Here is a 13,355-nt window from a genome sequence, read left to right on the forward strand (position 1 = left end):
AAAGGGATCAGAGAACACATGACAGAAACCCCTGAGAAGATAGCCGGAGTTGAGGTCGGCGAACGCCGCATCACCATTCCGGGATTCACCGAGGAAGGCGAGAACCTCGCCGCTGAGACAAATATCGCTGCTGACCACACTCACGGCGGTCTTGGCGAGTCAAAGGAGATCACGTCCGGCGCGGGGTCCCGTGCCAACCGGCACACCGGATTCAACCTGGCGGAGTTTCCCGACCCCACCGGGCGTGAGGAGGAGTGGCGCTTCACGCCGCTGAAGAAACTTGCTGGTGTGCTCAGCGACACTCCCACTGAGGGTGCGGGGACTGATCGGGAGCCAGTGGACTACCAGGTCAGCGGAACCGTCGAAGGCGTCGTGGTCTCCACCCTCCGCCATGGTGAGTCACCCCGCGGAGACGTGCTGCAACCAGCCGACCGCGCGGCCGTGGTGGGTTACAAGAATGTTGACGAAGCTCTGCACATCAAAGTCACCCAAAATACCGAGGTCGCGGAACCGATCCGCGTGGACATCACTGGCAAGGCAGCTGGTGCCCGCGCCAACGGGCACATCGTCATTGAATCTGAGCCCAACTCCAAGGCCGTCGTCGTTCTCGAGCACCGTGGCAGTGCCGACTTCAACGGCAACGTTGAGGTCAAGGCGGCGGATGGCGCTTCGGTAAGCGTCATCTCCCTCCAGCGGTGGGAAAATGACGCAGTCCACGTGGGCCAGCACGACGCTGAGGTCGGCAGGGATGCTACCTATAAGCACGTAGCTGTCACGCTGGGCGGGCACACAGTGCGCCTCAACACCAACTTTCGCTACGCCGCCGAAGGCGCCAGGGCTGAGATGTACGGACTGTACTTCGCAGATGCGGGCCAGCACATTGAACACCGCACTTTCGTGGATCACAATACTCCCCGGAACAGTTCAGACGTACTGTACAAAGGCGCGCTGCAGGGCGAGACTGCCCGCAGTGTGTGGGTCGGCGATGTACTCATCCGCAAGGAAGCCGAAGGCACTGACTCCTATGAGAAGAACCAGAACCTGGTGCTCACGGACGGAGCGCGCGCCGATTCAGTCCCCAACCTGGAGATTGAAACTGGCCTCATCGAGGGCGCCGGTCACGCCTCTTCCACTGGTCGGTTCGACGACAACCACTTGTTCTACCTCATGTCCCGCGGAATTCCCGAGGACATCGCCCGCCAATTGGTGGTCCGCGGCTTCATGAACGAGATCGTTCAGAAGATCGAGGTGCCCTCCATCAGGGAGTCCCTCGCCGACGACCTGGAACGTGAATTGCGCATCTCAGGCCACTGACCCGCCCCGCCGTCTTTATCGAAGAACTTTCAAGCAAAGGACCCGAACACACCATGTCTACTCTCGAGATCAAGGACCTGCACGTCTCCATTGAGACCGACCAAGGCACCAAACACATCCTCAAGGGCGTATCGCTGACCATCAGCTCCGGTGAGATCCACGCCATCATGGGCCCCAACGGTTCCGGTAAGTCCACCCTGGCTTCCACCATCGCCGGGCATCCCCGTTACGAGGTCACCAAAGGTGAGATCCTCCTGGACGGGGAGGACGTCCTGGAGATGGGACCCGATGAGCGCGCACAAGCAGGACTCTTCCTGGCCATGCAGTACCCAGTCGAGGTTCCCGGCGTCACCATGACCAACTTCCTGCGCACAGCTAAGACCGCGATCGACGGTGAAGCCCCGAAACTGCGGACCTGGACCAAAGAGGTCAAACAGGCCATGGAGAAGCTGCGCATCGACGCCGACTTCGCTAACCGAAATGTCAACGAAGGCTTTTCCGGTGGTGAGAAGAAGCGCGTCGAAATCCTCCAGCTGGAGCTTTTCAAGCCGAAGTTCGCTATCCTGGACGAGACCGACTCAGGCCTCGACATCGACGCGCTCCGGGTGGTCTCCGAGGGCGTGAACCGGGCGCACGAGGACAATGATATGGGCACCCTGCTGATCACGCACTACACGCGCATTCTGAACTACATCAAGCCCAGCTTCGTGCATGTCTTCGTTGACGGCCGCGTGGCCGAGCAGGGCGGTCCGGAACTGGCCGATGAGCTCGAAGCCAACGGCTACGATCGCTTCCTGGCCACGGCCGCCGCGGGAGTCTGAGGTTCAGCCCGTTTTGACTGATCTCTTAGATCTCGCCAGTGACTTCCCGATCCTGAGCCGCAAGGTTCGGGACGGGAAGCCCCTGGTGTACTTGGACACCGGGGCCACCAGCCAGAAACCGAGGCAAGTCCTGGACGCCGAGCGCGAGTTCAATGAACTGCATAACGCGGCGGTGCACCGTGGTGCGCATCAGATCGCAGAAGAGGCCACTGAAGCATTTGAGGCCGCGCGGTCTGCGGTGGCTCGGTTTGTAGGTGCAGACGTCGGTGAGATCGTGTGGACGAAGAACGCCACCGAAGCCCTCAACCTGATAGCCAACGGGTTCTTGAACGCGAGCCTGGGCCGCGGCGGTTCCTCCGCCTCGCGCTATAAGCTGGGACCCGAAGACGAGATCGTCGTCACCGAGCTTGAGCATCACGCAAACCTGGTTCCCTGGCAGGAACTGGCAGCCAAGACAGGAGCGCGGCTTCGGTGGATACCCGTCACGGGCGAAGGTCGTCTGGATCTCCAGCAGCTCGAGGTGATCAATGAGCGCACCCGGGTGGTGGCGTTCACCCACGCTTCAAACGTCACCGGGGCTATTACCGACGTTGCCACGATCCTGGACCGCGCGCAGTCAGTCGGGGCGTACACGGTATTGGACGCTTGCCAATCCGCTGCCCACCTGCCGGTGGACTTCCACCAGCTGGGCATAGACTTCGCGGTCTTCTCTGGGCATAAGATGCTGGGGCCTACCGGCGTGGGCGCCCTCTACGGCCGCAGGGAGCTCCTCGAGGCGCTTCCGCCGTTTCTCACCGGCGGCTCCATGGTGGAAGTGGTCACCATGGAAGAAACCACATTTATGCCTCCACCTCAACGTTTCGAGGCGGGGACTCAGATGGTGGCTCAAACTGTTGGGATGCGCGCAGCGGTGGACTATCTCGGCGCCGTGGGAATGGGCCGAGTCGCAGCGCATGAGGATCACTTGGCCGGGATTCTGTTGGAGGGCCTCACTCAGGTCCCCGGAGTCCGCCTGCTCGGCCCCACCAGCAGCGAACAAAGACTCGCCGTCTTCGCCTTCGACGTCCCCGGGGTCCACCCGCATGATGTTGGGCAGGTCCTTGATGACCAAGGCATCGCGGTACGAGTCGGTCACCACTGCGCTCAGCCGGTACACCGGAGCTTCGGCGTTCATGCCTCCACACGCGCCTCCGCAGGTGTGTACACCACCACCGCAGATGTCGAGGCATTCATCGACGGACTCCACAAGGTGGTGAAGTTCTTTGCCTAACCCGGCGCGCGCAAGCGCCATGGAACAGCTCTACCAGCAGGTCATCCTCGATCATTCCAAGACACGATCTGGTGAAGGTCAGCTTCCCGCACCCAACGGACAATCATTTCAGGTCAATCCGACCTGCGGTGATGAGTGCACCGTTCAGGTCAGCCTTGACGGCACCCGACTCTCGGGTCTCGCGTGGAGCGGCAGAGGCTGCTCCATCTCCCAAGCTTCCCTTTCACTGATGCACGAAATGGTGGAGGGTGAAGAGCTTGCTGAGGCCGAGCAGCTGGGGGAGACCTTCCGTGAGCTTATTCACAACCGCGGACAGGATCTGGTTCCGGAGAAGATGGAACTGCTCGAGGACCTCACCGCATTCACGGGCGTCGGTCGGTATTCCGCCCGGGTCAAGTGTGCGCTGCTCGGCTGGATGGCCCTGCGCGAGGCGCTCGCTCAGGCGCGGCTCAGTACCGGCGGCTCTGGCCAGGCACCACATACTCAGGCATAGTGGAGACCACCACAACGTTATGCCCGTAGACACAACGGGAAGGAAGAACCGATGAGCGAATCCACCACCACCCAAACCCCTCTTGAGGACGTTGAAGAGGCGCTGAAGGAGGTGATTGATCCCGAGTTGGGCATCAACATCGTCGACCTCGGGCTGCTCTACGGTCTGCGCTATGAGGACGACGGCGCACTGGTCATTGATATGACGCTGACCACCGCAGCCTGTCCCCTCACCGATGTTCTAGAAGAGCAGGTGGGCCAGCACGTCGGCACAATGGTCGATGAATGGCGCCTGAACTGGGTATGGATGCCGCCATGGGGTCCGGAGAAAATTACCGATGACGGCAAGGAGCAGATGCGAGCCCTCGGGTTCAATATCTAATCAAGCCGCTTAACGTTAGGCTGGGCTGCGCGCGGCGTCGGGCCAGCTGAGCTCTAAGCTTGCTGGCCGACGTTGAACCCCGCAGTGGTGCTGTATCACCCACAACTCCAGGCTGGTAAAGGCGACGAGGTCTCCTTTGCGGTGTCGTCTTGTCCGGCGGTCAGCTCCAGCCGAGTGTGGTCAGTTCTGGCTGCCCTTTGACCCTGTCCATTCAGTCATACATCCAATTTCGTCACAGAGGAATCTCACCGTTGATCAGCGTATCCAACCTCGAGCTGCGTGCCGGCGCGCGTCTATTGATGGACGGTGTCAGTTTCCGCATCGATCCCGGGGACAAGATCGGCCTGGTGGGTCGCAACGGAGCTGGAAAGACCACCATGACCAAAGTCATGGCTGGTGACGCCCAGCCAGCCGCAGGGCACATCGATCGCCGGGGATCTATCGGTTACCTGCCGCAGGACCCCCGGGTTGAGAACATGGAGCAGACCGCGCGGGACAGAATCCTCGCCGCTCGTGAACTCGATGTGGTCTCGGCCAAGCTTCTCCAGGCCGAAGAGGATATGACCTCCGAGGATGACACCGTTCAGCAGAAGGCCATGCGCCGATATGACCATCTCCAGGCACGGTTCCAGGCAGCCGGCGGGTACACTGCGGAGTCCGAGGCGGCCATCATCTGCAAGAACCTCGACCTCCCTGAGCGTATCCTCTTGCAGCCGCTGCATACGCTCTCTGGCGGTCAGCGCCGCCGGGTGGAGCTGGCCAGGATACTGTTCTCTGACGCTGACACCCTGCTGCTGGATGAGCCCACCAACCACCTGGATGCAGACTCCATAGTCTGGTTGCGGGACTACCTGCAGCGGTTCCACGGGGGTGTCCTTGTCATCTCCCACGATGTGGACCTCATCGAGTCCACCGTGAACAAGGTCCTCTACCTAGACGCGATGCGTATGACGGTGGACGAATACAACATGAGTTGGAAGAAGTACCTCGTTCAGCGGGAACAGGATGAGGCACGGCGGAAGCGTGAGTTCGCCAACGCGGAGAAGAAGGCCACCGCGCTGCGCGCCCAGGCAGAGAAGATGCGCGCGAAGGCCACCAAAGCGACAGCAGCTCAGTCCATGTTCAAGCGCGCGGACCGCATGATGGCCGGCCTCGAGGGTGAGCGGCAAGCTGACCGGATCGCCAATATCCGATTCCCGAAACCTCAGTCCTGTGGGAAGACGCCACTGATGGCCGAAGGACTATCCAAGTCCTACGGGTCCCTGGAGATTTTCACAGGGCTGGATCTCGCCATTGACCGGGGCTCGCGTGTGGTGGTCCTTGGCTACAACGGTGCAGGAAAGACCACATTGCTGCGCATGCTCGCTGAGGTGTCGGAACCTGACTCCGGGCGCATCATCCCCGGACACGGCCTGAAACTAGGCTACTTTGCCCAGGAGCATGACACCCTGGACACCAGCCGGTCCGTGTTGGAGAACATGAAGACAGCGGCTCCGTTCCTCAGCGACACCGAGCAGCGCAAGATCCTGGGCTCGTTCCTCTTCTCCGGCGACGACGTCGCGAAACCAGCCGGAGTGCTCTCTGGTGGGGAGAAGACCCGGCTGGCATTGGCCACCCTTGTTGGCTCCAGCGCCAACGTGCTGGTTCTGGACGAACCCACCAATAACTTGGACCCGGCCTCCCGCGAAGAGATTCTCGCCGCGCTGCGCACCTACGAGGGTGCCGTGGTGTTGGTGTCTCATGATCCGGGGGCAGTCGAAGCTCTAGACCCCGAACGAGTTGTCCTGCTTCCAGACGGGGTGGAAGACCTCTACACGAAAGAGTATGAGGACCTCGTCACCTTGGCATGAGCCGACTGTCGACCCACTCGTCCTCAGCATCCTCATCGGAGTACCGACCTTTCTGGCGGCGTCGCACCTCCTTGGCCCGCCGGGCACGCTGCAGCTTCTCCAGCCGAGGGTCCGCTGACCTCCAGTCTTCGCTGGTTCCCTCCGCGTCGTGGTGCTCCTCAAGGTCCAGGTTGCGTCGGTGGACGCGGGCGGCATAGCCCCAGCCCACGAAGCTGAGCAGGCCGAATGCCACCCACTGCATGGAGTAACTCAGGTGCGGTCCCTCGTCCAAGCTCGGTCGGGCCAATTGGTGAGGGGCCTCAGCAGGTGCGGGGGACTCCTCAGCCATGCGCGCATAGGCACCTTGGACCACGGTGTAACTCACCTGCCCCTGGTACTCAGCGAGATCGATCGACGCCAACTGGCCTTGAGGTGCGCCACGGTCGATCTCCGGTTCTCCCGGTTTCAGTCGCGCGGTGACTTCGACGTCGCCCTCTGGCGGTTCAGGATTGAACGCGGGGACCGAACCATCCGCGCTGGAGGTGGGCAGCCAGCCGCGGGAGACGATCACGACGTCACCGGTTGTCGCATCCCGGAAGGGCACGAGCTGCTCGTAACCCACCTGGCCGCCATGACCCCGGTTTCGGGCCAGCAAAGAATCATCTGCGAGGTATTCGCCGCGGAGCTCCACGACTGTCCATTCGTCACTGGAGTCACCTTCAGCGAAGAGATTTCTGGCCTCGACATAGGCGACTGGATCTTCGTCATAGTTGGAGACCACCCGATTGATCTCCTCCAATGCAGCTTCGCGACGGTCCAACTGCCACTGGCCCAGCATGTAGCATGCGATGCAGAACAGCACACAGACGGCGAGCCAGCCCAGCCATACAGGAGAGAGCAGAAAAGCGTAGCGGTGCCTCACAGGTGCGCCTCAGCCTCACCCGGAGCGCTCCCAAGGGGGTCGGTGCTGCGCCAGAACAGCCGCGCCTGCAGAAATGTCTCCAGCCATTGGCGATGCTCGTCACAGGCAAGCCAGACCTTGCGACGCTCGGGGCTGTGAATCTTAGGATTGTTCCACTTCACCTGCCAACCGGCGTGTGCGGCGCAGCCTTTACGTGAGCACTGCGGCACGTCTGGGCCCTGCTGATCAGAGCTCAGTGCACCCAAAAGGTCCATCAGCGCGGCTCCTCCTGCTCGCTGTCCAAATTGTCGAGCTGTCCTGGGATCACTTCGGGCTCCCCGCTGGACGGCAGCGGTGCGGAATCATCATCTTCGTCCTCCCACCACTGCAAGGGTTCCTCGTCGGGCTCCTCACTGCCGGTCGAGAGGATATTTTGGCGTTCCAACCCGGCAGCCTCACGCTGGGCCATGTAGCGGTCACCACCGGCATTGGCATCCACCACAGCGATGTACGGCAGCACCACTGCAGCTACAACGAACGCGATGGACCACCAACTCTGCCAGGCCACGCCCACTACCGCCGCAAGGATAAAGCATACGATGCGGATCGACATGGCTACCGTGTAGCGGACCATCCGGGCTCGTTGCTCCACACTGTGCTTGAGCGGCGCGTCAGTGATGGAGTGGACCGGGTTGGTCATCACCCCATTCTACGCGCTGTAGAACGGGGTGTCAGGGTGGGAGCACGAACGCCGGTCTGCGGCGTACCGGCGGGTAGGTCCAGGACTCACGTAGGGTGGAGGGCGAGCAATTCTGCACTGAGCGAGGAGTCCTATGAGTGAACGATCAGTTCTTATAACAGGCGGCAACCGTGGGATCGGTCGCGCAATCGCTGAGGCGTTTCTCGCCAATGGCGACAAGGTAGCCGTCACTACTCGCAATGGCGAGGCGCCGGAAGGCGCACTGGGCGTCGCAGCTGATGTGACAGACTCTGCCAGCATCGACTCCGCCTTCAAGACGGTCGAAGAAGCCCATGGCCCCGTGGAGGTACTGGTCGCGAATGCCGGGATCACCCGGGATGGGCTGCTGCTGCGAATGAGCGAAGACGATTTCTCAGATGTCCTCGACACAAACCTCACCGGCGCCTTCCGGGTCCTCAAACGTGCCTCAAAGGGCATGCTGCGGATGCGCAGAGGGCGCGTCATTCTCATTGGCTCCGTGGTTGGACTGTACGGTTCTCCGGGGCAGATCAACTACTCGGCGTCGAAGGCAGCCCTCGTGGGCATGGCCCGCTCACTGACCCGTGAACTGGGCGGCAGAGGCATCACGGCCAACGTGGTCGCTCCCGGGTTCGTACGATCAGATATGACCGACGCTCTGGATGAGGAGACCCAGCAGAAGTACCTGGGCAGCATTCCCGCCGGCCGCTTCGCCGAAGTCGATGAAGTGGCCCGTGTAGTTCGGTGGCTCGCTGGCGAAGATGCCGGCTACATATCCGGTGCTGTCATTCCAGTCGATGGTGGTCTGGGCATGGGCCACTGACCGCAGTGATGTCACATTAAGACCTTAGAGAGGACGTTATGGGAAGCAGAGACCTTGCAGGGAAAGGCGCCATCATTACCGGCTCATCCCGAGGAATTGGTGCCGCTACAGCCCAGCTGATCGGCGCGCGGGGTGCCGGAGTCGTCGTAAATTACCGGGCCAAAGCCCCGCGTGCCAATAAGGTGGTCAAGGGAATCGAGGAAGCCGGTGGCAGGGCCGTGGCCGTCCAAGCCGATCTGACAGAATCCGAAGGTGCCCGTGCGCTGACCGATGCTGCAGTGGAGAATTTCGGCTCACTGGATCTGCTGGTGCTCAATGCCTCGGGTGGGATGGAAGCTGACCGAGGCGAAGACTATGCGCTGAGCCTGAATCGTGACGCTCAGGTGAACATGGTCAAGACTGCTATGCCGGTGATGCCCCGCGGCGCACAGATTGTCTTTGTCACCAGTCATCAGGCGCATTTCATCCACGAGGTCTCCACGATGGACGCCTATGAGCCGGTGGCCCGGTCTAAGCGCGCTGGGGAGGATGCTCTGCGGGAGATGGTCCCCGCACTGGATGAGCGCGGCATCACGCTGACTGTTGTCTCCGGAGACATGATTGAGGGAACGATCACCGCCACGCTGCTCAACCGTGCTGAGCCGGGGGCAATCGAGGCTCGTCGGGAGGCTGCTGGCAAGCTCTACTCGGTGGAGGAGTTCGCCGCTGAGATTGCGGCGATGGTCGGCAAAGAGGGCCTCAAGCAGGCTCACACTGAACTGGTCGGTGGCGCTGGGGACTTCTTAGCTCGCTCACGCTGAGACACGGTCCGCTAGCTCAGCAGGAGCAGCACAGTAGGGACCCCCAGCAGAGCCGCCGACGCGACTAGGATGCTCACTGTGGCCAGTGCTCCAAGTGGTTCAGTGGGCACCAGCAGTCGCTGGAGCCGAGCTCCGGTGATCAGCGTCTCGGGAGTAGGAGACGCATCACCGCTGGCGCTTCCTGCATTGAGGGGCGCCTCTCGAGGCGACGCAGTCTCAGCTGAGCTCAGAGCCAGGGACCGCAGCAGGGTCTCGGGGGAGTAGTAACGCAGAGCGCCGTCGTCGGCGAGCATCTCAGTCAGCTCCAGCACTGCCTCTCGGCCGTACCGATTCGTCGGCAGCCAGGGCAGCGCTCGGTACCAAGCTTCGAACGTCATCGTCAGCAGATGGTGACGCTGCCTCAGATGCGTCTGCTCATGCGCCACCACCGCGCCCAACTCTGGTTTGCTCAGGGTGTTCAGCAGCCCGCGTGAGAGCACCGTGACGGAACTGGCGTTGGTGCGACCGGGCAAGCAGTACGCCAGTGGGGTCTCATGTTCGATCACCTGAGTGTCAGCCTCGTCCAGCGCTTTCGACAGGGGAGTGGACAGCAGGTCCACCAACTGCCGATGGCGCCGGCGGGCCCCCAGCACGCGAAAGTAGGTGCGAGCCAGGGTCAGCAGAAGATGGCTGCCGAGCAGCAGCCCCGCACACAGCGCGAAGATGTGCCAGGGGCGAAGATCCGCCTCTGCGAGGACTGCAGAGTCCTCGGCCAGCGTGAGGTTCACCACCGCGCAGAGGGCGTCCGGAAGGCTCTCACCGAGGGGAGCAAGACCGTAGACGATGGGTGCTCCCACCATCGACAGACCTCCGGCCAGGGCGATGGCCTGCCACAAGACCATGGCTACCCATGGCGAACGCCCGCGAAAGGAGGCAGTGTGGAGAACTTTCGGCACTGGCACCGCCAATACGACCGCAAGGGCCGCAAGACTCCACGCTAAGGCTTCCACTCCACTAGTCTATTTGGCAGGGAGACCCGGCACACTTCAGCCGAGGATTCTGCGCAGTGCAGCAGCCTCAGAATCGGAGACACTGCCGATGAAGCGTGCGAGAACCGCTTCCCGATCGGGGACGGTCCCTAAGACTTCATTGAGCATCTCTACAGTGTGCTCCTCACGCGAAGCTACTGAGGCGTACCGATGGGGTCGGGAGGCGCGCTCACGCTGCACCATGCCCTTCTTCTCCAGGCGGGCGAGCACGGTCAACACAGTGGTGACGGCGAGATCTTCATCCAGCAACTCGCACACCTCATTGGCGCTCAAGGGCTGCGCTGAATCCCACAGCAGAGTCATGACGGAACGCTCAAGTTCACCGAGTGAAGCCATGCTGTTTTGCTCCTTTTGGGCAGAGTGGTTATTTCACTAGGATACTCGGATCCGGAGCAACTTTCTACACGCCGTAGAAGTGTGGCGTTGGGCCATTCTTATGCCTCGGACAGTCTCAGTGCTGCCTGGCACAGTGCCTCCGGGCTGGACGCCACGGCATCAATTGACTGTTCCACTAGAATCCCCGAACCGTCACGTCGGACCAGCTCAGCGGGCAGCGTCCGTGCAGCACCACGGCGGTCAGCTGCCAAAGCTGGGGCGAGCACAGCGGAGCCTAGTGTGAGGTGATCCTCACCGCGGAGGAAGCGGTGGGCTCGGACCCCACCTGTGGCACGGCCCTTGGGCGGGAACTCAGCAAGATCAGTGACCTTCACACTCGCCTGGCCCAAACCCTCAAGTGTCTCTGCGCCCGACGAACTTGTGACCACCACAGCAGCCGCAGGTGCCTCGGCGGCCGCAGCTGGGACCACGGTGAATCCGATGACGGCATCACCGGTACCGAGCTTCATTCCTGCTACCCCTGAACCTGTGCGCCCCTGGGGACGGACATTGGATGCCTGAAAGCGCAGTAGCTGGGCCGCCCGAGAGATGAACACCAGCTGATCCTCTTCTTCGGCTGCGACCGATACGCCGACCACCTGATCCTTGTCTCTCAGTGTGATGATCTCCCATTGGTCACGGTTGAGGGGATAGTCCGGGTTGACGCGCTTGACTCGACCGGTTTCGGTAGCCAGTGCGACCACCCGGTCCAACGGCACAAGACCGATCAGCCGCTCCTTCTTGCCCAACTGAAGCGTGCCGGTCATGAAGTCCTTGACCTTGCCTCCCTGATTAAGGTTCACTGTCCCGCCAGCGACCTCCACGGTCGGCATCTCAATGACGGGAACTCGGATCATTCGACCGGTGGTGGTCACCGCGCCGATGCTCCCCCGGGAAGTACTGGCCACCAGGGACCGCAACACATCATGCCGGCGGCGCCTGGTGGGATGGAGGAGTGAAGACCGATCAGTGGTCCGTGCCAGCATGCCGGACTCCGAAAGCATCACCCAGCAGGGTGCATCGGGGATCTCCAGCGAGGCTGCGACAGCAGTGCCCTTCCCGGACGCAACAGCGGTTGCGGCAGCAGGCGCCGGGGGCTCCGCCTCCGCGTCGGTCAGCTCCGTGCGACGGTCATCGCCGTGCCTGTCAGCCGCTTCCGAGAGTTCATCAGCGACTGTCCTGCGCAGCAGAGTGTCTGAGTTGAGGATGGCGCCCAGCTGCGCTATCTCATCCTGAAGTTTCTGCTTCTCTTGCTCAAGCTCGAGAGTTGAGTACCGAGTCAGCTGGCGCAGACGCAGTTCCAAGATGTGTTCGGCCTGAAGTTCTGTGAGATCGAAGATGGTCATGAGCTGTGTTCGTGCCCCGGCCGAATTGTCGGCAGCTCGGATGACCTGTATGACTTCGTCGATATCAAGAATGGCGATCAGCAGACCTTCAACGAGGTGAAGACGATGCTGCCGCTTTCCGAGTCGGTGACTCGTGCGGCGCCGCACCACGTTGATTCGGTGGTCGACGTATACATGGAGAAGCTCCAGCAACCCCAGCGTGCGGGGCTGATCATTGACCAGGGCCACGTTGTTGATGCCGAAGTTGGTCTCCAGCGGTGTGTGCTTGTACAGCTGCGCCAGCAATGCGCGCGGATCAAAGCCGGCTTTGAGCTCGATCACCATCCGTGTGCCGTGCTTGCGGTCCGTCAGGTCCAGTACATCGGAAATGCCGACCAGCTTCTTGGACTGCACGGCTTCCTTGATCTTGGCGATGATGCTCTCTGGGCCGATCATGTAGGGCAGTTCAGTGATGACGATGCCGTTGCGGCGGGCCGTCACCTGTTCGATACTCGCCTTGGCGCGGATCTTAAAACTGCCACGACCTGTCCGATACGCCTCGTACACGCCCTCCAAGCCCGATATTCGGCCCCCTGAGGGCATATCAGGACCAGGTATGTGGGTCATGATGTCTTCGAGAGTAGCTTCTGGATTAAGAATCAGGTGCCGGGCGCCGCTGACCACTTCACGCAGATTGTGGGGGGCCATATTTGTGGCCATCCCCACCGCGATCCCCGAAGCTCCGTTGACGAGCAGGTTCGGAAAAGCCGCGGGCAGCACTTTCGGCTGCATGAACTGATTGTCATAGTTGGGTTCGAAGTCCACCACGTCTTCATCAAGGTCCGCTGTCATGGCGAGGGCCGCCTGAGCCATACGGGCCTCGGTGTACCGAGGCGCCGCCGGGCCGTCATCCAGGGAGCCGAAGTTGCCGTGCCCGTCCACCAGCGGCAGCCGCAGCGCCCAAGACTGCGCCATCCGCACTAAGGCGTCGTAGATGGCCGAGTCGCCGTGCGGATGCAGCTTTCCCATGACCTCGCCCACCACGCGAGCGGACTTTACATGTCCCTTATCTGGGCGAAGACCCATCTGCGCCATCATGTAAAGGATCCGGCGCTGGACCGGCTTCAACCCATCCCGCGCATCAGGCAGCGCGCGGGAGTAGATCACGGAGTAGGCGTACTCCAGAAACGAGGTCTCCATCTCCGAGGAGACGTCGATGTCAGTGATGTTTTCCGGGGGCGTCACGGGCGCAGCAGCAGCGGGGCGGCGAGCCATAA

General features: G+C 61.7%; 14 protein-coding genes. 8 read left to right on the top strand and 6 right to left on the bottom strand.

The window, feature by feature from the left end; all coding sequences use genetic code 11:
* Positions 1 to 18: 18 nt before the first annotated feature.
* The 6 genes from sufD (at position 19) to D3250_RS10235 (ending at position 6,129) form a co-directional block, all read left to right on the top strand.
* Complete coding sequence (gene sufD / locus D3250_RS10210) at positions 19 to 1,314, top strand: Fe-S cluster assembly protein SufD (RefSeq protein WP_119903280.1); 1,296 nt, start codon at positions 19 to 21, stop codon at positions 1,312 to 1,314.
* Positions 1,315 to 1,367: 53 nt separating this feature from the next.
* On the top strand, positions 1,368 to 2,135 hold the full coding sequence (gene sufC, locus D3250_RS10215) for a Fe-S cluster assembly ATPase SufC (protein WP_119903281.1): 768 nt from the start codon (positions 1,368 to 1,370) through the stop codon (positions 2,133 to 2,135).
* A 13-nt stretch (positions 2,136 to 2,148) separates the two neighbouring features.
* The gene (locus D3250_RS10220; RefSeq protein WP_225973273.1) at positions 2,149 to 3,405 is read left to right on the top strand and encodes a SufS family cysteine desulfurase; all 1,257 of its coding nucleotides are present in this window, start codon (positions 2,149 to 2,151) and stop codon (positions 3,403 to 3,405) included.
* Positions 3,398 to 3,898, top strand: a complete 501-nt coding sequence (sufU, locus tag D3250_RS10225) for a Fe-S cluster assembly sulfur transfer protein SufU (protein WP_318778952.1) — start codon at positions 3,398 to 3,400, stop codon at positions 3,896 to 3,898. The genes D3250_RS10220 and sufU overlap by 8 nt, the downstream gene beginning before the upstream one ends.
* A gap of 51 nt (positions 3,899 to 3,949) precedes the next feature.
* Positions 3,950 to 4,279, top strand: a complete 330-nt coding sequence (locus D3250_RS10230; RefSeq protein ID WP_119903284.1) for a metal-sulfur cluster assembly factor — start codon at positions 3,950 to 3,952, stop codon at positions 4,277 to 4,279.
* Between the two features lie 251 nt (positions 4,280 to 4,530).
* The gene (locus D3250_RS10235; RefSeq protein ID WP_119903285.1) at positions 4,531 to 6,129 is read left to right on the top strand and encodes an ABC-F family ATP-binding cassette domain-containing protein; all 1,599 of its coding nucleotides are present in this window, start codon (positions 4,531 to 4,533) and stop codon (positions 6,127 to 6,129) included.
* Here D3250_RS10235 and D3250_RS10240 read toward each other — a convergent pair.
* Genes D3250_RS10240 through D3250_RS10250 form a run of 3 tightly spaced genes read right to left on the bottom strand, consistent with a single transcriptional unit; the run spans position 6,116 to position 7,709 of the window.
* A complete protein-coding gene (locus D3250_RS10240) occupies positions 6,116 to 7,030 on the bottom strand; it encodes an SURF1 family cytochrome oxidase biogenesis protein (RefSeq protein WP_225973274.1) in 915 nt (304 codons plus the stop codon). The two genes, D3250_RS10235 and D3250_RS10240, sit on opposite strands and share 14 nt — an antisense overlap.
* Positions 7,027 to 7,284 carry an acetone carboxylase gene (locus D3250_RS10245; protein ID WP_119903286.1) on the bottom strand — a complete coding sequence of 86 codons (258 nt, stop codon included), beginning with the start codon at positions 7,282 to 7,284 and terminating at the stop codon, positions 7,027 to 7,029. Before D3250_RS10245 ends, D3250_RS10240 begins: the two co-directional genes overlap by 4 nt.
* Complete coding sequence (locus D3250_RS10250) at positions 7,284 to 7,709, bottom strand: DUF3099 domain-containing protein (RefSeq protein ID WP_119903287.1); 426 nt, start codon at positions 7,707 to 7,709, stop codon at positions 7,284 to 7,286. The genes D3250_RS10245 and D3250_RS10250 overlap by 1 nt, the downstream gene beginning before the upstream one ends.
* Before the next feature lie 133 nt (positions 7,710 to 7,842).
* Between D3250_RS10250 and fabG the strand changes: the two genes are divergently transcribed.
* Both fabG and D3250_RS10260 read left to right on the top strand, forming a co-directional pair.
* On the top strand, positions 7,843 to 8,550 hold the full coding sequence (gene fabG, locus D3250_RS10255) for a 3-oxoacyl-ACP reductase FabG (protein ID WP_119903288.1): 708 nt from the start codon (positions 7,843 to 7,845) through the stop codon (positions 8,548 to 8,550).
* A gap of 38 nt (positions 8,551 to 8,588) precedes the next feature.
* Positions 8,589 to 9,350, top strand: coding sequence for an SDR family oxidoreductase (locus D3250_RS10260; protein ID WP_119903289.1), 762 nt, complete (start codon positions 8,589 to 8,591; stop codon positions 9,348 to 9,350).
* 11 nt (positions 9,351 to 9,361) lie between these two features.
* On the opposite strand, the gene D3250_RS10265 is transcribed toward D3250_RS10260, so the two are convergent.
* The 3 genes from D3250_RS10265 to D3250_RS10275 form a co-directional block, all read right to left on the bottom strand.
* Positions 9,362 to 10,339: a M56 family metallopeptidase gene (locus tag D3250_RS10265; protein WP_225973275.1), complete on the bottom strand. Its 978-nt coding sequence runs from the start codon at positions 10,337 to 10,339 to the stop codon at positions 9,362 to 9,364.
* A gap of 36 nt (positions 10,340 to 10,375) precedes the next feature.
* The gene (locus tag D3250_RS10270; protein ID WP_119903291.1) at positions 10,376 to 10,714 is read right to left on the bottom strand and encodes a BlaI/MecI/CopY family transcriptional regulator; all 339 of its coding nucleotides are present in this window, start codon (positions 10,712 to 10,714) and stop codon (positions 10,376 to 10,378) included.
* A 98-nt stretch (positions 10,715 to 10,812) separates the two neighbouring features.
* A complete protein-coding gene (locus D3250_RS10275) occupies positions 10,813 to 13,353 on the bottom strand; it encodes a DNA gyrase/topoisomerase IV subunit A (protein ID WP_119903292.1) in 2,541 nt (846 codons plus the stop codon).
* Positions 13,354 to 13,355 lie beyond the last annotated feature (2 nt).

This window comes from Nesterenkonia natronophila (assembly GCF_003595215.1).
Classification (GTDB): domain Bacteria; phylum Actinomycetota; class Actinomycetes; order Actinomycetales; family Micrococcaceae; genus Nesterenkonia; species Nesterenkonia natronophila.

Coding starts and splice junctions, on each gene's coding strand:
- sufD (WP_119903280.1), top strand. CDS start 19: ATGACAGAAACCCCTGAGAAGATAGCCGGAGTTGAGGTCGGCGAACGC.
- D3250_RS10260 (WP_119903289.1), top strand. CDS start 8,589: ATGGGAAGCAGAGACCTTGCAGGGAAAGGCGCCATCATTACCGGCTCA.
- sufC (WP_119903281.1), top strand. CDS start 1,368: ATGTCTACTCTCGAGATCAAGGACCTGCACGTCTCCATTGAGACCGAC.
- D3250_RS10270 (WP_119903291.1), bottom strand. CDS start 10,714: ATGGCTTCACTCGGTGAACTTGAGCGTTCCGTCATGACTCTGCTGTGG.
- fabG (WP_119903288.1), top strand. CDS start 7,843: ATGAGTGAACGATCAGTTCTTATAACAGGCGGCAACCGTGGGATCGGT.
- D3250_RS10230 (WP_119903284.1), top strand. CDS start 3,950: ATGAGCGAATCCACCACCACCCAAACCCCTCTTGAGGACGTTGAAGAG.
- D3250_RS10275 (WP_119903292.1), bottom strand. CDS start 13,353: ATGGCTCGCCGCCCCGCTGCTGCTGCGCCCGTGACGCCCCCGGAAAAC.
- D3250_RS10250 (WP_119903287.1), bottom strand. CDS start 7,709: ATGACCAACCCGGTCCACTCCATCACTGACGCGCCGCTCAAGCACAGT.
- D3250_RS10245 (WP_119903286.1), bottom strand. CDS start 7,284: ATGGACCTTTTGGGTGCACTGAGCTCTGATCAGCAGGGCCCAGACGTG.